Raw genomic sequence first — 20,581 nt, 5'->3', positions numbered from 1 at the left:
CTCTCGGTCAGGCCGTCGATCTTGTGCGTCCAGATCTCCACCACCACCTTCCCCCAGGCGAGCTGCAAGTCCGGGTGGTGGCCCTGCTCCTCGGCCATGGCGCCGATGCGGTCGACGAAGGCCAGCGCGCTCTTGAAGTCCCTCAGCTTGTACATCTTGCGCAAGTGATGGTCGCGCACGGACTCCCAACCCGGCTCGAGCTGGCGGAGCAGCTCCGCGAGCGGCTCGGCACCGAGCGGCGGCACGCCTCCGCGACAGGGCACGCATTGCCGGTCGGCAAAAGAGCAGTTGGCGCTGCGCTCCTCAGGCGCGATGCGTCAGTTCACGACCATTACTCGTCGCCGCGCACTGCAACGATGCTGAAGTCGCCGTTCTCGGTTTCGTCGACGGATAGCTCGATGGGCCGGCAGCAGACGGAGCAGTCCTCGACATAGCGCTGCATCGGCCCGCCTCCTTCGTCGATGAAAACGGCGATGGTCTCGCCACAGTAGGGGCAGACGATCTCCATGCGGTGAATCCTATCCGGCACCAGCGGCAGATGCGGCCCCTTCATTGGCTGGTCAACGCGTTTCAGCGGTCCGACCAAAACTTGCGCTCCGTCGCTGCGCAGCCGACAGAGTGGACCGTGGTAGTCCTCTTCCTTCAGCACACCGCCCGTTCGAGTTGGCTGCCGGGAAGCGCCCGCGGCTGGGCGCGACGGCCATGGCATCGTCCTCAGCTCAGCGGGTTATGGAGGCAGTTAAAATGAAGAAACTCCTGCTCGTCGCCATCGTCGCAGCCGGGCTCTACCTCGCCTGGATTCGCTTCGCGCCGTCGAGGGCGCCATCCCCCGCCAGCTCGGGAGACGCCACTCCGGCCGCAAATACCCAGCACCGCATCGATGCTCTCTCTGGTGCCGCTCCGGCTGAATGATCACGGACTCAAAAGGAGTGTGTCGCGCACGGTCCAGCAACCCGCCAGCCGGGATGCGGGAAAGCGGGTAGGTTGCCGGTCTGAGAGGGGACACGCCGATGATGCTGAGGACTGCGGCGCTCGCCGCTCTGCTGCTCGCCCCACTTGGCGCTGGCCGACGCGGAAGACGACGACAAAGCTCTGCGAGGTCATCGCCCTTCGGCGGCTGCGGCGGTGCTCGTTCCTGAGTAGGCTGTTACCATGCCAAACCCGAGTGACCCGACGCGTCCAGGCGAGCCACCTCGGCCGCCGCCATTCGAGCCGGTGCGGCCCCAGCCCTCCCCGATACCCCAGCCCCAGCCCCAGCCGACGCCAATGCCCCAGCCGCAGCCCGCCCCGGCGCCAGGGACACCGCCACGCGAACCGCCACAGGGGAACTCTGCGGTTTACGTCGGATTGGATGGGGTGGCTGACCGGGCTCGAACCGGCAACACCTGGAGTCACAGTCCAGTGCTCTACCATTGAGCTACAGCCACCGTACTGATCTCACAGAGGCAATTCCGGGGCTGCCGGATCTACACGATCGCTCGGGACGGCGCCACCCCTTTGGGCTTGGACGCCGCGTAGCTGCTACTATCTCCGCTCGGCACGCGCCCATAGCTCAGCTGGATAGAGCGCCAGCCTTCTAAGCTGGATGCCGCAGGTTCGAGTCCTGCTGGGCGCGCCACTGCAAGAAGTCGGGGCGAGAGGATTCGAACCTCCGACCTCCTGCGCCCAAGGCAGGCGCGCTACCAGGCTGCGCTACGCCCCGCTGAAAGCGCAGGGGAAGTACACGGTTTCCGGGTGTGGATCAAGCCTTTCACACGGTGCGGTCGCGTGCCAGCCGCTCCAGGACCGGCCGCAGCCGTTGCAGCGCACGTCCGCGATGTGACAGGCGATTCTTCTCCGCGGATCCGAGCTCCGCCAGCGTGTGGCCAGGCGTTTCCGCCGGCAGGAAGATGGGGTCGTACCCAAACCCGTTCGCACCGCGCTCCGAAAACGCGATGCTTCCATCCACCCGCCCTTCGGCCCGCAGGATCCGCTCGCCATCCGGAGGGCTGAGCGCCACCGCGCAGAAGAAATGCGCGCCGCGTTTCTCCTCGGGCACGCCCTGAAGCGCGTGGAGCAGCTTCGCCCGGCGCTCCTGGTCCGTGGGAGCGTATCGCGCGCTGTGGACTCCCGGCGCGCCACCGAGCGCCTCCACGCAGAGCCCGCTGTCGTCGGCGAGCGTCCACAGACCGCTCTGGCGCGCGGAGATCGTCGCCTTCTGCGCGGCGTTGGCGTGGAACGTATCGCCCGTCTCGGCCGGCGGCGGCAGCCGGAGGTCCCGCAGCGAGATCAGCTCGAGCGCGATTCCGGCGACGATCTCGCGGATCTCGACCAGCTTGCCTGCGTTCGACGTCGCGACCAGGAGCTTCACTTCGCAAACGCTCCCGCGATGGAGGCGAGCTGTTTCGCGTGCAGCTCGGCAAGTCCCTTCTGCGCAAGTCCCACCATCGCGACGAGCTGCGCCGGCGTGAAGGGGCGCTTCTCGGCCGTGCCCTGCACCTCGAGCAACTCCCCGACCGCGTTCCCGACCACGTTCATGTCCACTTCCGCCGCGAAGTCCTCCTCGTAATCGAGGTCGAGGCGGACCTCGCCGGCGATGATCCCGACGCTAACGGCGGCGACGGGCGGACGCAGAGCCTTCTCCCGCTGCATCCGGCGCAGAGCGATTCCAAGCGCGACGTACGCACCCGTGATCGCCGCCGTCCGCGTGCCGCCGTCGGCCTGCAGCACGTCGCAGTCGATCAGCACCTGCCGCTCACCCAGGATCTGGAGATCGACGGCGGCGCGGAGCGAGCGCCCGATCAGGCGCTGGATCTCCTGGGTGCGGCCGGTCTGCTTCCCTTTGGCGGCCTCCCGGTCGGTGCGCGTGTGCGTCGAGCGCGGCAGCATTCCGTACTCCGCAGTGATCCACCCGCGTCCCGATCCCTTCACGTGCGAGGGAACGCGCTCCTCGGCCGTCGCGGTGCAGAGCACGCGCGTCCGGCCGAAGCTGCAGAGGACGCTGCCTTCCGCGTGCTCGGTGAAGTTCGCGGCGAGCGTGACGGGTCGGAGCTGGTCCGGTCCGCGGTCTTTCCGGGGCATGGGCGGTGCGACTTACCGCGTCCCGCCGGGCGAGGCAACCACGGCCGCGGCGTTCACGCGAGGCGCATCGGCCTTCTCGGACGGCGGCCGCACCTGCGCCACCAACCGCCGCGCCAGCACCTTGTCGGCGAAGTCCCGCACGCCCTCCGCGAGGGCGCTCGCCACCTTCCGCTGGTACGTGGCGCCGCCGAGCATGCGGCCCTCGCGGGGATGCGAGATGAATCCGATCTCCACCAGCGCGGACGGCATCCGCGTTCCCGAGAGCACGAGGAAGGGCGCCTGCCGCACGCCGCGCGACGGCGCGCGCGTTCCGCGCACCATGTGCTGCTGGACGATCAGCGCCAGCGCCGCCGAGTCGTTGCGCGCCTGCCCGAGCGCGAGATCGTTGAGGATGCCCATCACGGCGTCGTTCGCCTTGGGCAGCGGCACCGCCTCGGGACCGCCGTTCTCGAGCTGAGCGAGCATCTTCGCTTCCGCATCGGTCGGATCCGGGGAGAGGAAGTACGTCTCCACGCCGCGGGTCACCTTGCGGTCCTCGTGCTTCTCCATCGCGTTGCAGTGGATGCTGACGAACACGTCGGCGCCGGCTTCGTTGGCGATGCGGACGCGATCGGCCAGCGGGACGTCGTCGTCGGTATCGCGGGTGAGGATCACCGTCGCGCCCTGTCCCTCGAGCAGTTCCTTGGTCTTCTGCGCGACCTGCAGCGCGATCACCTTCTCGTGCAGCCCCCGCCGTCCGTGGGCGCCGTCGTGCGGCCATCTGCCGCCGTGGCCAGGGTCGAGGACGACGACGAGGGGCGCCTGCGGCTCCGCTGCCGCGGGCAGGTCGAGCAGGAGGACGAAGCTCAACGCAAGCGCGCGGCGCACGCCTGGAAGCTTAGCAGAAAGGCAAGCAATCCCAAGACTTACAGAGACTCACCCCGGATCGCATTGCGCATCTTCCGCGCGGTTTCGGGGCTGAAGACCGTGAGGAGCCAGTACACCAGCCCGACCACCAGCGCGACCTTGAGGATGAACATGGCCAGCGAGAACAACAGGCCGAGCAGCCCCCCGGCGACGCCGAAGACGATCTTGAAGGCGATCCAGGCGATCAGGCCGATGGCGGCGATGGATGCGACAGTGCGAATCATCTGCGTTTCTCCTGTGTCCCTGTACGGGCCCCGAACGCGGAAATTTCACCGAGCACGTCGACTCCGGGCGACCCGCCGCGGCGCGGCCGCACGACCTCGCCGATGGCGAGGGCCGGCGCGCCGGCGTTGGCGAGCGTCGCGAGGATCTTCGGGGCTGCTTTCGCGTCGACCGCCGCGAGCATGCCGCCGTTGGTCTGCGCATCGGCGAGCACGAGCCGGTCCGCCTCTGCCATGCCGGCGGGGAAGGTCGTTCTCTCCGCAACGAACTCCAGGTTCGCCTTCGTGCCACCCGGGAGGATGCCCGCTGCGGCCAGCTCGCGCACGCCGGGCAGCACCGCGATGGCCGCCGCGTCGATGCGGGCCCGCGTCTTCGAGGCGCGCATCGCGGAGTCGAGGTGCCCGAGCAGGCCGAATCCGGTCACGTCGGTGAGCGCATGCACGGACTTCCAGTTCCGCGCGTACACCTCCCCGGCGGCGCGATTGAGTTCCTTCATCTGCGCCGTGGCAGCGAGCACCAGCCCCGGATCCGCCGTTCCCTTCTTGATCGCCGAGATGGCGATCCCGGTGCCGAGCGCCTTGCCCAGCAGCAGCACGTCGCCCGGTTTCGCGCCTGCGTTCGTCAGCACCCGCTTCGGGTCCACCAGGCCGGTCACCGCCAATCCGTACTTCGGCTCCAGATCGTCTACGCTGTGCCCGCCGACGATGGCGCAATCCGCCTCGCGCGCCGCCTGGGCGCCACCGTCGAGGATCTCCCCGAGCAGCTCGAACGGCTGCGAGCGCGGCCACCCCACGACGTTCAGCGCGTAGAGAGGCTTGCCGCCCATCGCATAGACGTCCGAGAGCGAATTGGCGGCGGCGATCCAGCCGTAGTCGCGCGGGTCGTCGACCACCGGCGCGAAGAAGTCGACCGTCGCGACCAGGCCGCGCCGGGCGTCCAGCTTCCACACCGCCGCGTCGTCGCGCGTCTCGGTCCCGACGAGCAGCGATCCCGGCCGGTGCCCAGGGCTCAATTCGCGCAAGACCTGCGCGAGCTCCGACGGGCGGAGCTTGCAGGCTCAACCCGAGCCATGGCTGAGCAGCGTGAGCCGCACCGGCTTGGGATGTCCGGCCTCGAGCTCCGTGGGCACCCGTTCTGTAGCATCGTTGTCCACCGTCCCCGTTGTAACGCGTTCAGGGACCGGATGCGCGCTCAGAACTGCCGGAGGTATCCCCGCTGGATCAGGGCGGCGATCTTGCGCGCCACTTCCAGATCGCTGCCCGAGGCGCGGTCGAGCACGGCCTGGACCACGCCGTAGTTGTGCACGAGCTGCATCAGATCGAGCTCGTCGGGCGAAAGCTCCCTCAGCCTCGGCGAGAGCGGCATCGCGATGCCGATGGCGGCGGTAGCGGCAGGCAATCCGCCGCGCGCAAGCGCGTCGGCCTGCTGCATGGCGTCCATGATCAGGTGCTCGGTCGCGTCGGCGATCTCGTTGGGCATCGTCGGCAGGTCGCCTTCCTGCGGTACGAACTCGAAACCACCCTGCGACCATGACACCATCCGGTAGAGCGCTTTTCGCGGTGGGAGCGTCGGATCGGCGTCGATCACCGCGCTGACGATCTTGCCGCCGCGCAAGTGCACGCGGCCGCCGCGGTACCCCTTGATGACGATCGCACCGGTCTTCTTCGACGTGCTGACCAGTTGCAGCAGGTCGACGAGCGGCACTTCTTCGAGCCTGCCCTGCACCGTGGTCCGGCTGCCGTGCTTCTTTTCCTGCGCTGCCGCGGCGCGCTCGAGGTTCTGTTGGGCGGTCCTGGCGTCGACGGGCGCCGTTCCGGCAGTCCGCGCGACCAGCTTGAGGATGCTCGTCCCGATGAGAATCCGGTCGCCTTCCTTGAGCTGCGCACGGCGGACCTTCTCGCCGTTGACGAACGTGCCGTTGGTGGACCCCAGATCGGCGATCGTGATGCGCCCCGCGGCGAGCGTCAGCTGCGCATGCTTGCGCGAGACCATGTCCTCGATCAGCACCAGGTCCAGCTCGCTGGAGCGGCCGATGACGAGCTCACCGGAATCGGTCAGCGGGTACTCGCCTCCCTGATATTTTCCCGAGATGAAGCGAAATGCGTAGGAACGCTCGCTCATGCTGGCCTCGGCTGCGAGCGCGCCAGCTTGAGGTAGAGCGCGGCGGTCCGGTGGTGCGGATCCATCCGCAGGACCTCTTCCCATTGGGTCATCGCCTCGTCGAGCTTACCCCCGGCGTAGAGCGACATGCCCAGGGCCACGCGCGCGGGGACGTAGGCAGGCGCGTGCTGCACGGCGAGGCGGAATTCGGCCACCGCCCCTTCGATGTCGTTTGCCTCGCGCAGCGCGTGCGCCAGCCGCAGGCGCAGGTCCACGAAGGTCGGGCAGAGCGAAAGCGCCCGCCGGTACTCTGCCGCGGCGTCGTTCGGCCGCCGCATGGAGAGGTACCCGTCCGCCACCGAGGCGTGCAGGTTGGCGATCTTGCCGCGCGTGTAGTTGTCCATCGGCTCGTCGCCGTTCGGCTCGCGCCTCCCGCGGCTCCGCGCGCGTGAGAGCGCCGCCCCGTACACGTGCTGCGCGCGGTCGTACTGGCCAAGGTCGTTGCAGACGATGGCGAGATTGAGGCCCGCCTCGACGTAATTGGGATTGATGGCCAGCGCCTTCTCCAGGGCGCGCTGGGCGGCCGCGAACTCGCCGAGGTGGTGATAGATGACGCCGAGCATGTGGTGCACGTCGGCGAACACCACGCCGCGCGCGACGGCCTGCTCCAGATGGCCGGCCGCAAGCGAATAATCGCCGCGCTGGAAGTGCTCTCTGCCGAGGGCGACCAGCTCCCTCAGTTGGTCGTCCATGCTCTCCCCGTCGACTGCTGGGTGGAGAGCGTACCATGGATCACCCGCCGGACGGCGAAAGCGGCGGAGTTTCGGGCTACTTCTGCGGATTGGCCGGCGGCGCCGGGTTGGGCGCGGGCCGATTCGTGGGAGCCGCGGGCTTGGCGCCTTCGGGCGGTGCGATCGGCTCAGGGACCTCTTGTGCGCCCGGCGGAACGCCCGGGCTCGGCGCCGCCTGCGGCCGCGCACCGCGCGAGGAGGGCGTCTCCGCGGGGGTGATGGGTCGCGGTTCGGAGGCCTCCGGAATCGACTTCTGCTCTCCTGGAGGCGTCACCGGAGCGCCGGCAGGCAGCTGCCGGAGCAGCGCTTCCGCCTGCGCCCTGCGCGGATCCCGTGGCGCCTCCTGGACCAGGCGCTGCAGCGTCTTGCGCTCGTCGCCGGGGGCCTTCGCGTTGCGGTACGCCTGCGCGGCGCGCCAGAGCGAGTCCGCGTGCATCTTCCCGCCCTGGAGGTCGCCGTAGGAATCGGCGAGCGTCATGTACCTGCCCGCCGCTCCCCGCCACTGCTCCCGTTTCCAGTAGAACTCGGCGACGTAGCGCTCGTGCTTCGCGAGCATCTCGCGGCAGTCGCCGATCATCGCCCGCGCCTTGGGTAGGAATTCGCTCTTCGGATAGTTGACTACGAAGCGGTTCAGCGCCTCCAGCGCCTGCCTCACGGACGCCAGGTCCTTCTCGTGGCTGGGCGGCAGCAGGAAAACCTCCGAGGGGCGGTCGTTGAAATAGGCGGCGCCGGCGCGGAACGCCGCGTAATCGGCCTTCGGATGAGAGGGATGGCTCTTGACGAAGTCCTGGTAGAGCGTGGCCGCCGTCGTCCAGTCGTCGCGTTCGAAGGCCATGTCGGCGATGGCGAGCTGCGCGAGGGACGCATACTGCGAATACGGGAAGTTGTTGCGCACGTACTCGAAGTAGCGGGTTGCCTCCAGGGGATTCTGATCCTTCTTTTCCTGCACGCCCTTCTCGTACGCCTTGGCGGCGTTGCTCGCCTCGGCACCGGTAACGGGCTTGGTGATGTCGACGCCGGGGCTGCTTCCGGCGCAGGCGCACGCCGCCAGGAGAAGGAACACTCTAAGGATCGTCGGTCTCGTCATGGCCTTCCCATTCGATTCCCAGCGCTTTCGCCGCCGCCGAGGGCCGATGGCCGTTCGCCGACAGCCACCGGAGCAGGCGCTGCTTCTCGCGCATATCCTCCGGCTCGCGGCCTCGCAAGCGCCGTTGCAGCGCGCGCAGGGCCAGCTCTTCCTCGCCGGCGCCTTGCGCCGCCTCCGCGGCTGCTTCGCGCGCCTCTGACGCCTCGACGCCCTGCGCCTCGAGCTTCCTCAGCAACAGGCGGGGAGCGTCGCCGCGGCCGATGCGCGTGTCCGCTCTGGCACGCGCCACTTCCCGGTCGCTGATGTAGCCCAGCTCGCGCAGGCGCGCCAGCGTGGATTCGCGCGCTTCGGCGTCGACTCCCGCCTTTTCCAGGGCACGATCCACCTCGGCGGCGGTGCGCGCCCTTTGCGCGAGAAGCCGGACGGCCTTGTCGAACGGAGTCTGCGCCACGGCGGGAGCATAGCCGCCGCGGCTGACAGGCGGGTGGAAAAGCTAAAAGCGTAGCGGCAAAGCCGCACCTCCGGTGCGGCAGCCGCTAAAAGCGCTCGATCTGAAAGTCGTCGTCCCCGCCAGGGGCGGCGGGTTTGGCCGGACCGGGCGCGGGCTTTCCCGGCGCAGCTCCGGGGCTCTTGCCGGCCACCGGCGGCGCGCGGGGAGGCTGCGGACGCCCACCGTTCTGGGGGGCAGCGGGCTTCTGCCCGGCCTTGGCGCCCTCGAACTCGTCCCAGGTGGCGTCGCTGGTCCCGCTGACGCCCGAGACACGGAGCGCGAAGTCGTCGGGGTTCGAGCACTGCCGCAGCGCCTCTTCGTACGCGATGACGTTCTGCTTGAAGAGGAGCATTAGCGACTGATCGAACGTCTGCATCCCGTAGGTGGTGAAGCCCTGCGCGATGGCCTGCGGGATCTCCTTGGTGCGGTCCTTGTCCTCGATCATCTCGCGCACGCGCGCGTTGGAGACCAGGACTTCGACGGCGGCGACGCGACCCTTGCCGTCCGCGCGCGGCACCAGGCGCTGCGAGACCACCGCCTTCAGCACCGAGCCGAGCTGGAGGCGGACCTGCTTCTGCTGGTGCGGCGGGAACGCGGAGACGATGCGGGCGATGGTCTCCGTCGCGTCCAGCGTGTGCAGGGTGGAGAGAACGAGATGTCCGGTCTCCGCGGCGGTCAGCGCCGTCTCGATGGTCTCCAGGTCGCGCATTTCGCCCACCAGGATCACGTCGGGGTCCTGGCGCAGCGCGGACTTGAGCGCCTGGGCAAACGAGAGCGTGTCGACGCCGACCTCGCGCTGGTTGATGATGCTCCGCTTGTCGCGGATGAGGAACTCGATCGGGTCCTCGATCGTCATGATGTGGCACGTCTCGTTGGTGTTGATGTGATCGACCATCGCGGCGAGCGTGGTGCTCTTGCCCGAGCCGGTGGTCCCCGTGACGAGGATCAGGCCGCGCTGCTCGCTGGCGACCTTCTCCAGGATCTTGGGAAGCACGAGCTGCTCGATGGTGGAGATCTTGAAGGGGATCACGCGCAGGACCACGCCGATGGTGCCGCGCTGCTGGAAGACGTTGACGCGGAACCGGCCGAGGCCGGGCACGCCGTACGCGAGGTCCAACTCGTTCTGGGTCTTGAACTTTTCTTTCTGGTAGTCGTTCATGATGCCGAACGCCATCCGCGAGATCTCCTCGGGCGGAAGGCGGCGGGCATCCTTGAGCGGCACCAGCGAGCCGTCGACGCGGAACATCGGCGGGAGGCCGGCCTTGAGGTGGATGTCGGACGCTCCGCCCCTCAGCGCGACCTGGAGGATCTCGTTCAGTTCCATCGCCCGACGCTAGCACGCAGGATCCGACGCTCCCAATGAAGGGACGCGGTGGCGGGTGTGCTCGGGGGTGGGGGAGTGCGCGCGTCCGTCGTTCCCTTCAATGAAGCATTGCTCGGTCTCGAGGTGATAGCGCACGATGCTGCGCAGCAGCATCAGAGGAACGACGAACGCGACGGTCAGCGCAATGGCGCCGAGCAAGCCCACCAGGATGGTCGCCACGATCTCGCGCATGACGGCGTTTTACCTCATGGGCTTGGGAAATTCGGTCAACAAACGCTTGCGTCCCAGGATCGGTCAGGTGACCGATGTCCGATGTGAGGGCGTTTTGGCAAACTCTCCCCAATCAAATGAAACAGCTCGCATTGAAGATTCCGCAGAGGGGCGGAAAGCGAAAGGGCGCCGGGCGCAAGCGGAAGGCGCCGCGGCCCAGGGTGTCGCACAAGGCTCGTGCGCAGCTCGACAAGCCGAGCGTCGCGCTCGTCACCTTGCGCGTCGCCGCGGGCGTGTGGAACCTGCGAAGCAAGCGCTGCTCCGGTGTGATCGAACAATGCTTCGCCGATGCGCGCGAACGGTTCGGGCTCCGCCTCATCGAGTTCTCCGTCCTCGGCAACCATCTCCATCTCCTCGTCGAGGCGGACTCGAGCCTGGCGCTGTCGCGCGGCATGCAGGGCCTGAACGTTCGCATTGCGAGGGCGCTGAACCGCGTCATGCAGCGGCGCGGCACCGTGTTCGATGACCATTATCACTCACGCCTGCTGCGCACGCCGACCCAACTCGCCAACGTGATCGGCTACGTTGTCGGGAATCACGAGCACCACTACGGACGGTCGAGCGGCATCGACCCGTACTCGTCGCTCGCGTGCGACAGACGGTGCGTCGTTGCAGAGCCAATGACCTGGCTCCTCCGCGTGGGCTGGCGGCGCTCCCGCGTGAGAACGCCATGGCTGGATGTTCGGGTGTCCGCGCGCGAGGCGGGGCAGAGCTCGAAGGAGGCGACATCGTCGTCGCCTGGTTGGTCCAGCCCTTCGTAACCACACACCCGGCGTCGCTTGCACTCCGGAAGAGGCGCGGACCTTCTTCGGGCTGCCCGACCTGAAGCCCATGCAAGCCGAGCTGCTCGATCCCGAAGCGAGAAGATGCAGGACATGTTTCTCTCGGGGATGAAGTCGGCGCCGAAGTAGGCCCGAAGCGCCGCGGCCCCGCTCCGGAGAGCAGGGCCGCCACGAATCAGGCAGAGCGTCTCGCTAGCGCTTCGAGAACTGGAACCGCTTGCGCGCTCCGGGGCGTCCGTACTTCTTCCGCTCCACCGCGCGCGCATCCCGCGTGAGGAAGCCCGCCTTCTTCAGCGGCGGCCGGAACTCCGGGTTGAGCTTCGTCAGCGCCCGGCTGATCCCGTGCCGGATGGCGCCCGCCTGTCCCGACAGCCCTCCGCCGCAGACGGTGACGGCGATGTCCACCTTGCCGGCCTGCTCGACCACGTCGAGAGGCTGCTTGAGGATCATCTTGCTGGTCTCGCGACCGAAGTACTCGTCGAGCGTGCGGTCGTTGACGACGAACTCGCCCGAGCCCGGCTTCATGCGGACGCGCGCGATCGACTCCTTGCGGCGCCCCGTGGCGGAAACGATCAGCTCCTTGGCCATCTCTCTCGGATCCTTTACGCGTTCGCCGCTTCCATCGCGGCGGGCTTCTGGGCGGCATGCGGGTGCTTGTCGCCGGCGTATACCTTCAGCTTCTTCATCAGCGCGCGCCCGAGCGCGGTGCGCGGCAGCATGCGGCGCACGGCGTCCTCGACGAGGCGGGTGGGGCGGCGCTCCAGGGCCTGCTCCGCGGAGAACTCGACCAGGCCGCCGGGAAACATGGTGTGGTGGATGTACTTCTTGTCCTGCCACTTCCTGCCGGTGAGGCGGACCTTCTCGGCGTTGATCACGACGACGAAGTCGCCGCAGTCGGCGTGCGGCGTGAAGATCGGCTTGTGCTTGCCGCGCAGCACGCTCGCGATGGTCGTCGCGGCGCGCCCCAGCACCTTGTCCTTCACGTCGATGACCACCCAGTTGCGCTGGACGGTCTTCTTGCTGCCCATCACCGTCTTCATCTGAAGAAGCTCCGAGAACAGAAAACCCCCTGCGGCAGGCCGCTGAGGGGCGGCGGTAGATACGCGATTCGACCAGGGGTGTCAACAGATGCTACCGGCGCGCTCTTCCATCGGCGGCGGGCGCCTGCCCGGCAGGCGCGGATTCCCCGAGCAGGTCGTTCATCGAGGCGAAGAAGGTTCTCGCCTTGGCCTGCTGGACGTCCTTCGGCGCCGAAGGCTGCGGGCCGGAGAGATCGATGGCGTCGACGAGATCCTCCGGAATGTCGCCGAGGAAGCGCGACGGCGTTCGTGGGATCGCCTTGCCCCGCTTCATCCGCAGCGCGGCGCGGGTGAGGATGAGGCGCTCCCGCGCACGCGTCATTCCCACGTAGCAGAGCCGCCTCTCCTCCTCGAGGTTCGGAGCGCCGTCGGCCTGCGGTTCGCCGCTCGTATCGTCGAAGCCGCGGCCCGAATGGGGCAGAAGGCCCTCCTCCATTCCGCAGAGAAAGACGCAGCGCCACTCCAGTCCCTTGGCGCCGTGCAGGGTCATGAGCGTGACCCCATCGCCGGCGTCGCCGTCCGCCTCCTTGGAGTCGAGGGCGAGCCGGGCGAGATACCCGGACAGTCCCCGCCCGAATGGTTCGCCCCCTTCGTCGGCGAGCGCTCTTTCCGCCTCGAGCTGCTCCTCGCGCTGCTCGTACTCGATGAGCTGCCGGAGCAGCGACTCGACCGCCTCCACCCTGCGCGCCTGCGCCGGCAGACCCTGGGCGCCGCGCCGCGCCTCGTCGAACAACCCCACCTCGTCCACCAGGGCGCGCGCCGCCTCCGAGAACCCTTTCCGGCCCAGCCTCTCGCCGTATCCGCGCATGAGCGCGACGAAGTCCGCGAGCTTCTCCGCGCAATGCGAGAGCTCCGGCGGAGCGGCGCAGAAGACGTCCCAGACAGAGCATCGCCGTGCCCGAGCGAGTTGCTGGGCCCGCGCCACCGCCTGGTCGCCGATGCCGCGCGCGGGCACGTTGACGATGCGGAGCAGTGCTACCTCGTCGCTGGGGTTGAGCGCGGCACGCAGGTAGGCGACCAGATCCCGGACTTCCTTCCGGTCGAACAGCGACGTCCCGCCCACCACCTTGTATCGGACGCCGGCGAGCCTCAGCGCCTCCTCGAACGGCCGCGCCTGCGCGTTGGTCCGGTAGAGGACGGCGATCTCCCGCAGCGGGATCTTCTCCTCGTACGAGAAGCGGATGATTTCGTCGGCGACGTGCTTCGCTTCCCCGTCGTCGGTGGGAGCGGCGACGACGCGCAGGTTGGGTCCGCGACCCCGATCGGTCCACAACCGCTTCGGCTTGCGGCCCGGGTTCCTGGCGATCACCGCGTTCGCCGCCGCGAGGATGTTCCCGTTGCTGCGGTAGTTCTGCTCGAGGAACACCTCCACGCACCCAGGGAACTTCCGGTCGAACTGCAGGATGTGCCGCACCCGGGCGCCGCGCCAGGCGTAGATGCTCTGGTCGTCGTCGCCCACGACGCACAGGTTCCGCCGCAGGCCGGCGAGCTGCTCGAGAAGACGGAGCTGGACGTCGTTGGTGTCCTGGTATTCGTCGACGAGCAGGTACCGGTACCGCGCCTGGTACTTCTGAAGCACGTCCGGAGCGTCGCCGAAGAGCCTGACGGGGAGCAGCAGCAGATCGTCGAAATCCACGGCGCTCATCGCCCGCAGGCCGAGCTCATATTTCGGCGCGAGCCCGGCGGCGCAGATCTCGTAGTCGTCGTCGGGATGTCCCGCCGCTCCGGAGCTCCGCAGCCGCGAGACGATGGCCAGCAGGCGGCCGACGTCGAACCGCTTGTCGTCGATCTTCAGATCGCGCAGCAGCCGCTTGAGGAGCGCAGCCTGATCTCCGCCGTCGAGAATGGCGAATTTCGCCGGCAGCCCCAGCGCTTGATGCTGCTCGCGAATGATCTTCATCCCGAAGGCGTGGAACGTGCTCACCGACACCCGGCGGGCCTCGGGCGCCCCGCCGGCGAGCGCGAGGACGCGCTCCCGCATCTCCGCTGCCGCCTTGTTCGTGAACGTGACCGCGAGGATGGCGCCACCCGGCACCCCCTGCCCGAGCAGATGAACGACCCGATGCGCGATGACGCGCGTCTTGCCCGACCCGGCGCCGGCCAGCACCAGCACGGGTCCCTCGGTCTTCAGGACCGCCTTCCGCTGCTGCGGATTGAGGAGCGAGAGATCGAGCGCCATGCGGGTACGCCTTGCTACCCCGCCATGCAGGAGCGAACCAGTCTTGATCTTGCGGCGGAAGCATGCGTGGTCAGCTTTTCCCCATGCGCAAGCTACTGTTGCTCCTGCCGCTGTTTCTCGGATGCTCGCTCCTGCGTCAGGCCGGCTCCTCGGCGTTCGAGCGGCCGACCCTTTCATTCAAGGAGGCCCGGCTTCCGGAGATCGATTTCAAGGGCGCCGAGCTGGACCTCGTCTTCCTGGTCACGAACCCGAATCCGGTCGGTCTCGACCTGACCCGCGCCAGCTACAACCTGGAGGTCGAAGGACACAAGGTCGCCTCCGGCACGCCGAAGAACGGCTTGAAGATCCCCGGCGGCGGCACGACCGAGGTCACCTTCCCGGCGAAGCTGCAATGGAACGAGATCGCCCCCGCCCTCGAGGCGGTCTTCGCCATGGACCAGGTGCGCTACAAGGCCAGCGGCGAATTGGGCCTCGGCCCCGTCACGCTGCCCCTCCAGCACGAAGGGACATTCGCCGCGCCGAAGATGCCGAACGTCGACGTCGGCTCGCCGAAGATCACTTCGCTCTCGCTCACCGGCGCGCGCCTTTCCCTCCCTCTCAAGATCGCGAACCAGAACGGTTTCCCGCTGCCGCTCGGCGGCATCCTGGGCACGGTGGACATCGCCGGCGCGACCGTCGGTCGAATCGCGCTCCCCGAAGCCGCGCCGGTTCCCTCCAAAGGCGAGTCGACCGTCATGCTCCCGTTGAACGTGAGCTTCCTGCAGAGTGGGGCGGCGGCTGCGGAGGCGATTCGCAGCGGCGTTGCGGAGGTGAAGGTCGACGCGATCCTCAATGCGGCGGGGGCTTCAATTCCGGTGAAAGTGGCGCGCACGGTGGAGCTGCAACGGGCGACGGGTTCCGCCGGGCCTTAGTGCGCACGGTCGAGGCCGCCGTCTGGGCCCGGGCGCGCGTCCAATCCAGGGTCCGCCGCGCCCAGGAAAACTGCGTCGCCAGAAGTGCAAGTCCCGCGAGTACCAGCGGAATTCCTGGTCCGGGCAGCACCAGCAACGCGATGCCGACGAGGAGCAGCACCGTCCCCGCGACGATCACCGCAATCCGACGCGCGCCAGCGTAGAGCCCCCGCACGGATCCAGTATAGGACGTGCGTCGGAAACGTGTAACCAGCTACTCGTCGAGCGCTCGCGCGGCGGAAGACACCGCCGCCGTTTCCGCCTCTTCTGCCCGGCGACGCTCCTCGAGCTCCCTCCGCCAGCGGGTCAGCCGATCGCGGATTGCCGCTTCCTCGCCGTTCCCGGACGGTTCGTAGAACCTCTCCCGTCGCAGCGCGTCCGGCAGGTAGTCCTCGGGGACGTAATTGCCGGAAAAATTGTGCGGGTACCGGTAGCCGCCGCTGTACCCCATCGACTTCATCAGAGGAGTGGGCGCGTTCCGGAGCTTGAGCGGTACGGCGAGCGGGCCGTGCTCCAGCACCGCCTTTCGGGCGCTCGAATACGTCGTCAATGTCGAATTGCTTTTCGGGCAGCTTGCGAGGAACACCGCGGCCTGCGTCATGGGGAGAACGCCTTCGGGCAGCCCGATCAGCTCGAAGGCGCGCAGCGCATCGACGGCGACGCCGAGGGCGCGGGGGTCTGCGTTGCCGATGTCCTCGGCTGCGAAGATCACCATGCGGCGGAGGAGGAAGCGCGGCTCCTCGCCGGACTCGAGCATGCGCACGAGGTAGTACGCGGCGGCGTCGGGGTCGCTCCCGCGCAGGCTCTTGATGAACGCGCTGATGGTGTCGTAATGCGCGTCGCCCGACTTGTCGTAGAGCAGCGTCTTTTGCTGCAGCGCCTCTTCGGCGTCGCGCGCCTCCAGCACGTCGCGCCGCTCGGCCCGCGCCCGCGCCGCCGCGATCTCCAGCGCAGAGAGCGCCCGCCGTGCGTCGCCCGAGGAGTGCTTCGCCACGTGATCGAGGAACTCCGGCCGCGCCACGAAAGCGGCCTTGAGGCCCCTGTCCTTGTCCGCGAGGGCGCGTTCGATGAGGAGCGCGAGGTCGGCCTCTTCCAGCGGGCGCAGCGCGAAGACGCGGCAGCGCGAAAGCAGCGCGGAGTTGACCTCGAAGCTGGGATTCTCGGTGGTGGCGCCGATCAGCGTCACGGTGCCGCGCTCGACGTGCGGCAGGAGCACGTCTTGTTGCGCCTTGTTGAATCGATGGATCTCGTCGATGAAGAGCAGGGTGCGCTGCCGGTTCTCGGCGAGCCTCCGCTGCGCCTGGGCCACCGCCTCGCGGATGTCCTTGATGCCGCTGTCGACGGCGGAGAGCGCCACGAGCTCCGCCCGCGTCGCTGCCGCGATCACGCGCGCCAAGGTGGTCTTCCCCGTCCCCGGCGGCCCCCAGAAGATCAGCGACGGGACCTGATCAGTCTCGATGGCTTCGCGCAGCAGGGTGTTCGGACCCAGGATGTGGTCCTGGCCCACGATCTCGTCGACGGTGCGGGGACGCATCCGCTCCGCCAGGGGGACGAGGGAGGGGTCCTTCGCCGCCGCAGCGCGGAAGAGATCATTCGTCTGGCCAGTGCGGGCGGGCATTCGTGCGAGTGTAACGCCGCGATGCGGTAGAGTCGCGTGGTGGCAACCGTTGGACTGATCCCGCGCCTGGCCAGGGAAGCGGCCGCCGAGCTGGCGCGCCAGATGGTCGCCTGGCTCGCCGCCCGGGGACATACCGCTCTCGTCGAAGAGGAAGCGGGCGTGCCCGGCGCGCCGTCGGCACCTGGAAAGGAGATCGCCAGGCGCGCGGATCTATTGGTGGTGCTCGGCGGCGATGGAACGCTCATCCATGCCGCCGGCCTCTGCGATCACTGCGAGGTCCCGATCCTTGGCGTCAACATGGGCGCCCTCGGCTTCCTCACCGAGGTGCCGCGCGAGAGGGCGTTGCCGCTGCTGGAGAAGGCGTTGCACGGAGAGCTGCCCGTCTCCCGGCGGCTCATGCTGGACGTGGAGGTGCGCCAGGGTGACAAGGTCCTGCTCGCGGGCACCGTGCTCAACGACGCGGTGGTCTCGAAGAACGCCCTCAGCCGCCTCGCCGCGCTGGAGGTGACAATCGACTCGCGCCCGGCGACCACGTACGAGGCCGACGGCCTGATCGTGGCGACACCCACCGGATCCACGGCCTACTCGCTATCGGCCGACGGCCCCATCGTCGTACCGTCACTCGATGCTGTCCTGCTCACGCCGATCTGCCCGCACGCGCTCACGCAGAGGCCGCTCGTGCTGCCTCCCTCCAGCGTCGTCAAGGTCAGGCTGGGAAGCCCGAGCGAGATGTTCGTGACCCTCGACGGCGCGGTGGGGCGGCCGCTCGAGCTGGGTCAGGAGGTCTGGATCCAGCGCTCGCAGCGCCGGACCCTGATCCTCCGCAACCCCGAGCTCGACCACTTCACCATCCTGCGGGAGAAACTCGGCTGGGGGGCGCGGTAACCCTCATTGCCGGGTGTAGACGATCTCCATCATCTTGAACTGCTTGCCGTCGGGACCGGGCCCGCGCAGCTCGAACGTGAAGTGATCGTCGTCGGTCATCGTGGTCGTCTCGCTGAAGGCGACTTCCTTCCCGGCGATCGCGTCCGACATGTGTCCCTTCGTCGTGCACTTCTTCGCGTCCGCCGGGCACTTGCCGCGCATCACCATCAGCCCGGTGGACATGCTGTCCGTCCAGGTCGCGAAGCGCTCCTTGGTGACGTTGTCGAAGCCCATGGTCCCCATGCCCTCGAACGGCTGACCGCCCATGTCGCCCTTGACCTCCTGCTGGACGTAGCGGCCGCCGAGGACCGCCTTGAACTCCGCGTTGCCCTCGCTCTTCTGCGGCGGAGCCCCCGGTGCAAACCAGGAGGTAAACTGCAGCTTCCACTTGCCGGCGAGCTTCGCGAGCTTCTGGTGCTCCGGGCCCGGTGTGGCGGCCTTCATGTACTTCTGCATCATCTCCTGCTCCGCGGCGGACATCTGCGGCGGCGCCTGGGTACCTGCGTCCTGTGCTTTCGCGACGGGAGCAGCGAACGTTGCGGCGGTCAGCAGCAGCACGAGCTTCGACGGTGTCATGGTGACCTCCTTGGGCGGGGGAGGATAGCGAAGGCCTCAGCCGGCTTCCAGCAACGCTTTCACCGCGATGCCTTCCAGCAGCTCGCGGTCGTTCTGGTACAGGTCGACGAAGGCAGCGCCGAGCTCTCCGGGCACGCTCCAGACCACCTGTGCGGTGACCAGGAGGGGGACCTTGCGCTGGGGCACCTTGATCGAGAGGTCGATGGGCGTCCCGGGCGGGACCACCTCGGCGATGCGGAGGGAGAGCCCTCCCGATCCGACGGTGCTCGTCGCCAGCGAGGCCATCTCGTCGGGCGCGAGGATGTCCACTTCCAGCTCCGCGTCAGCGCGGAGGTGGTGTCGCCGTTCCGCGACTCCGCCTTGCGACTGGATGCTGCCCAGGAGCTGCGTCACCAGCTCGCGCCAGCGCTCCCGCTGGCCGTCGGGCAGGCGATCGCGGGTCGCGAGGTTCGCGAGCTCGAGGATCTCCTGGTGGCGCGGATCGCCCGGCTCGAACATCGTCCGAAGCGTACCACCGTTGTCGGACCCGTCTGCTATTTTGCCCGGCATGCTGGAGCTGCTGCGGGTGCGGGCGTTTGCCATCATCGAAGAGCTGGAGGTGCACTTCGAGCCTGGGTTCAACGTCCTCACCGGCGAAACCGGCGCAGGCAAGAGCATCCTGGTCGATGCGCTGCACCTGGTGCTGGGAGGACGCGCGCAGGCCGACTCGGTCCGGACAGGGGCCGAGGAGGCGGAAGTCCAGGCGCTGTTCCGGCCCCGCGACCCCACGACCTGCGACGCGAGGCTCGAGACCCTGGGGTTGCCGGCGGCTGGAAGCGAGCTGGTGGTGCGCCGCACCGTGCAGCGCGAGGGCCGCAGCCGCGCCTGGGTCAACGGAGCTCTCGCCACGGCTGCCCAACTGCAGGCCGCAACGCGAGGGCTGTTGGACATCTCCGGTCAGCACGAGCACGTCGGCCTGCTCGACGCGGCGCTCCACCTCGATCTCCTCGATGCACACGCGCAGCTCGGCGAGCTGCGCGCAAAGTTCTCGCAGGCGTTCGCCGCGCTCGCCGAGGCAGAGAGGCTGCGCGCCCAGCTCGATTCGGACGAATCGCAGCGTGCGCAGCGGACGGACTGGCTCGAGTTCCAGCTCGATGAGCTGGAAAAGACGGCGCCGGAGCCCGGCGAGGACGAGCGACTCGCGCAGGAGCGGCGGGTGTTGGCGGCGGCGGAGAAGCTGCGGGCTGGCGCGGAGGAAGCGGAGGCCGTTCTCGCGGAGGCCCACCCGGCCAAAGCCGCCAAGAGGCTGGAAGAGATGGCCACCATCGATCCTGCGCTGACCGCCGTGGCGCAGGCCGTCCGCGGAGCTTCCGCCGAGCTCGACGAGGCGGCGCGCGAGCTGTCGCGCTATGCGGCGCGGGCAGGAGGCGACCCGCAGCGCCTCGAGGAGCTCGACGAGCGCATCGAGGTCCTGCGGCGCATCGCGCGCAAGCACGGCGGCACCCTGGCCACTGCGCTGCAGCGGCGCGACCAGATGCGCGCGGAGCTCGCCTCGCTCGAGAACCACGACGAGGAGCTGGCGCGGCGCCAGGCGGAGGTCCAGCGACTCGCCGCGGTGGCGCGGGCGCTCGCCGAGAAGATCTCGGAGAAGCGGCGGTCGGCGGCGGGGGCCTTCAGCAAGGCCGTCGCGCAGGAGCTCTCCGCGCTCGGCATGGCGCGAAGCGAGATCTCGGTCCGCTTCGAGGCGGCCGGCGAGGGAGCCATCGCCGGAATCGGTCCTCGGGGGCTGGAGACCGCCGAGCTCCTTCTCAGCCCCAATCCCGGTGAGGAGCTCCGGCCCCTCTCGCGCATCGCCTCGGGCGGCGAGCTGTCGCGGGTCCTGCTCGCCGTGAAGCGGGTCTTGGTAGAGTCCGATCCCGTGGATGCCTATCTGTTCGACGAAGTCGACGCGGGTATCGGCGGCGCTACCGCCGATGCGGTGGGAAAGGCGCTCGCGGCGGTGGCGCGGCGGCGGCAGATCATCTGCATCACGCACCTGCCGCAGATTGCCGTCTTCGCCGGCAAGCACCTGACAGTGGAGAAAGAGGTGGTGAAAGGGCGCACCTACAGCCGCGTCGCGGCAGTCGACGGCGACGAGCGGGTGCACGAGCTGGCGCGGCTGCTCTCGGGCAAGCCTACCGGCGTGGCCCTGCAGCACGCGCGGGAGCTGCTGGCGGTGGCGCAAACGACCGATTCCCGCAAGCG

At 68.6% G+C, this 20,581-nt stretch carries 24 protein-coding genes and 3 tRNA genes; 6 read left to right on the top strand and 21 right to left on the bottom strand.

The features are described 5' to 3' along the window. The 3 genes from E6J58_02185 to E6J58_02175 form a co-directional block, all read right to left on the bottom strand. On the bottom strand, positions 1-314 hold a 314-nt coding region (locus E6J58_02185), incomplete at its 3' end, for a 4a-hydroxytetrahydrobiopterin dehydratase (protein ID TMB42247.1). Positions 315-331: 17 nt separating this feature from the next. Beyond that, entirely contained in the window at positions 332-508 is a 177-nt protein-coding gene (locus tag E6J58_02180; protein ID TMB42246.1) for a CPXCG motif-containing cysteine-rich protein, read from the bottom strand. A gap of 844 nt (positions 509-1,352) precedes the next feature. Beyond that, positions 1,353-1,427, bottom strand: a tRNA-His gene (locus E6J58_02175). Between the two features lie 114 nt (positions 1,428-1,541). Here E6J58_02175 and E6J58_02170 point away from each other — a divergent pair. Next, positions 1,542-1,618 (top strand) — tRNA-Arg (locus E6J58_02170). 10 nt (positions 1,619-1,628) lie between these two features. Here E6J58_02170 and E6J58_02165 read toward each other — a convergent pair. From E6J58_02165 to E6J58_02110, 12 genes are all read right to left on the bottom strand, one after another. After that, positions 1,629-1,702 (bottom strand) — tRNA-Pro (locus E6J58_02165). Positions 1,703-1,750: 48 nt separating this feature from the next. Then, the gene (gene rdgB, locus E6J58_02160; GenBank protein ID TMB42245.1) at positions 1,751-2,350 is read right to left on the bottom strand and encodes an RdgB/HAM1 family non-canonical purine NTP pyrophosphatase; all 600 of its coding nucleotides are present in this window, start codon (positions 2,348-2,350) and stop codon (positions 1,751-1,753) included. Continuing rightward, positions 2,347-3,060: a ribonuclease PH gene (locus tag E6J58_02155; GenBank protein TMB42244.1), complete on the bottom strand. Its 714-nt coding sequence runs from the start codon at positions 3,058-3,060 to the stop codon at positions 2,347-2,349. Before E6J58_02155 ends, rdgB begins: the two co-directional genes overlap by 4 nt. A 12-nt stretch (positions 3,061-3,072) precedes the next feature. Then, entirely contained in the window at positions 3,073-3,957 is an 885-nt protein-coding gene (locus tag E6J58_02150) for an N-acetylmuramoyl-L-alanine amidase (protein TMB42243.1), read from the bottom strand. 8 nt (positions 3,958-3,965) lie between these two features. Continuing rightward, positions 3,966-4,190 (bottom strand): hypothetical protein, encoded by a 225-nt coding sequence (locus E6J58_02145; protein ID TMB42242.1) that lies wholly within the window; start codon positions 4,188-4,190, stop codon positions 3,966-3,968. Beyond that, positions 4,187-5,317 (bottom strand): selenide, water dikinase SelD, encoded by a 1,131-nt coding sequence (selD, locus tag E6J58_02140; GenBank protein TMB42241.1) that lies wholly within the window; start codon positions 5,315-5,317, stop codon positions 4,187-4,189. The genes E6J58_02145 and selD overlap by 4 nt, the downstream gene beginning before the upstream one ends. Positions 5,318-5,379: 62 nt before the next feature. Continuing rightward, on the bottom strand, positions 5,380-6,309 hold the full coding sequence (locus tag E6J58_02135; GenBank protein ID TMB42240.1) for a DUF4388 domain-containing protein: 930 nt from the start codon (positions 6,307-6,309) through the stop codon (positions 5,380-5,382). After that, positions 6,306-7,040 carry a tetratricopeptide repeat protein gene (locus E6J58_02130; protein ID TMB42239.1) on the bottom strand — a complete coding sequence of 245 codons (735 nt, stop codon included), beginning with the start codon at positions 7,038-7,040 and terminating at the stop codon, positions 6,306-6,308. The genes E6J58_02135 and E6J58_02130 overlap by 4 nt, the downstream gene beginning before the upstream one ends. Before the next feature lie 76 nt (positions 7,041-7,116). Beyond that, positions 7,117-8,166 carry a tetratricopeptide repeat protein gene (locus tag E6J58_02125; protein ID TMB42238.1) on the bottom strand — a complete coding sequence of 350 codons (1,050 nt, stop codon included), beginning with the start codon at positions 8,164-8,166 and terminating at the stop codon, positions 7,117-7,119. Next, on the bottom strand, positions 8,144-8,617 hold the full coding sequence (locus tag E6J58_02120; protein ID TMB42237.1) for a hypothetical protein: 474 nt from the start codon (positions 8,615-8,617) through the stop codon (positions 8,144-8,146). The genes E6J58_02125 and E6J58_02120 overlap by 23 nt, the downstream gene beginning before the upstream one ends. 85 nt (positions 8,618-8,702) lie before the next feature. Then, the gene (locus E6J58_02115; protein ID TMB42236.1) at positions 8,703-9,980 is read right to left on the bottom strand and encodes a type IV pilus twitching motility protein PilT; all 1,278 of its coding nucleotides are present in this window, start codon (positions 9,978-9,980) and stop codon (positions 8,703-8,705) included. Positions 9,981-9,989: 9 nt separating this feature from the next. After that, on the bottom strand, positions 9,990-10,211 hold the full coding sequence (locus E6J58_02110; GenBank protein ID TMB42235.1) for a hypothetical protein: 222 nt from the start codon (positions 10,209-10,211) through the stop codon (positions 9,990-9,992). Positions 10,212-10,285: 74 nt separating this feature from the next. Between E6J58_02110 and E6J58_02105 the strand changes: the two genes are divergently transcribed. Further along, positions 10,286-11,011 carry a hypothetical protein gene (locus tag E6J58_02105; protein TMB42234.1) on the top strand — a complete coding sequence of 242 codons (726 nt, stop codon included), beginning with the start codon at positions 10,286-10,288 and terminating at the stop codon, positions 11,009-11,011. Continuing rightward, positions 10,929-11,144 carry a hypothetical protein gene (locus E6J58_02100; protein TMB42233.1) on the top strand — a complete coding sequence of 72 codons (216 nt, stop codon included), beginning with the start codon at positions 10,929-10,931 and terminating at the stop codon, positions 11,142-11,144. Before E6J58_02105 ends, E6J58_02100 begins: the two co-directional genes overlap by 83 nt. Positions 11,145-11,224: 80 nt before the next feature. Here the strand turns inward: E6J58_02100 and rpsI are convergent, their stop codons facing one another. The 3 genes from rpsI to E6J58_02085 all read right to left on the bottom strand — a co-directional run bounded on the left by rpsI (position 11,225) and on the right by E6J58_02085 (position 14,467). After that, complete coding sequence (gene rpsI / locus E6J58_02095) at positions 11,225-11,620, bottom strand: 30S ribosomal protein S9 (protein ID TMB42232.1); 396 nt, start codon at positions 11,618-11,620, stop codon at positions 11,225-11,227. Between the two features lie 14 nt (positions 11,621-11,634). Next, positions 11,635-12,072: a 50S ribosomal protein L13 gene (gene rplM / locus E6J58_02090; protein ID TMB42231.1), complete on the bottom strand. Its 438-nt coding sequence runs from the start codon at positions 12,070-12,072 to the stop codon at positions 11,635-11,637. A 91-nt stretch (positions 12,073-12,163) separates the two neighbouring features. Further along, positions 12,164-14,467: a DNA helicase UvrD gene (locus tag E6J58_02085; GenBank protein TMB42230.1), complete on the bottom strand. Its 2,304-nt coding sequence runs from the start codon at positions 14,465-14,467 to the stop codon at positions 12,164-12,166. Between E6J58_02085 and E6J58_02080 the strand changes: the two genes are divergently transcribed. Further along, a complete protein-coding gene (locus tag E6J58_02080) occupies positions 14,353-15,201 on the top strand; it encodes an LEA type 2 family protein (protein TMB42229.1) in 849 nt (282 codons plus the stop codon). The two genes, E6J58_02085 and E6J58_02080, sit on opposite strands and share 115 nt — an antisense overlap. Here E6J58_02080 and E6J58_02075 read toward each other — a convergent pair. Together E6J58_02075 and E6J58_02070 are read right to left on the bottom strand one after the other, a co-directional pair. Next, a complete protein-coding gene (locus tag E6J58_02075; GenBank protein TMB42228.1) occupies positions 15,119-15,415 on the bottom strand; it encodes a hypothetical protein in 297 nt (98 codons plus the stop codon). The two genes, E6J58_02080 and E6J58_02075, sit on opposite strands and share 83 nt — an antisense overlap. A gap of 39 nt (positions 15,416-15,454) precedes the next feature. Beyond that, positions 15,455-16,858 carry a replication-associated recombination protein A gene (locus tag E6J58_02070; GenBank protein ID TMB42227.1) on the bottom strand — a complete coding sequence of 468 codons (1,404 nt, stop codon included), beginning with the start codon at positions 16,856-16,858 and terminating at the stop codon, positions 15,455-15,457. A gap of 39 nt (positions 16,859-16,897) precedes the next feature. On the opposite strand from E6J58_02070, the gene E6J58_02065 reads away from it, so the two are divergent. Further along, a complete protein-coding gene (locus E6J58_02065; protein ID TMB42226.1) occupies positions 16,898-17,743 on the top strand; it encodes an NAD(+)/NADH kinase in 846 nt (281 codons plus the stop codon). 3 nt (positions 17,744-17,746) lie between these two features. On the opposite strand, the gene E6J58_02060 is transcribed toward E6J58_02065, so the two are convergent. Next, positions 17,747-18,358: a DUF1579 domain-containing protein gene (locus E6J58_02060; protein TMB42225.1), complete on the bottom strand. Its 612-nt coding sequence runs from the start codon at positions 18,356-18,358 to the stop codon at positions 17,747-17,749. A 172-nt stretch (positions 18,359-18,530) separates the two neighbouring features. On the opposite strand from E6J58_02060, the gene recN reads away from it, so the two are divergent. Next, on the top strand, positions 18,531-20,581 hold a 2,051-nt coding region (gene recN, locus E6J58_02055), incomplete at its 3' end, for a DNA repair protein RecN (protein TMB42224.1).

This window comes from Deltaproteobacteria bacterium (genome assembly GCA_005879535.1).
Classification (GTDB): domain Bacteria; phylum Myxococcota; class Myxococcia; order Myxococcales; family 40CM-4-68-19; genus 40CM-4-68-19.
Note: the sequence above shows the minus strand (reverse complement) of the source record. Positions and strands in the feature narration are given on the sequence as shown.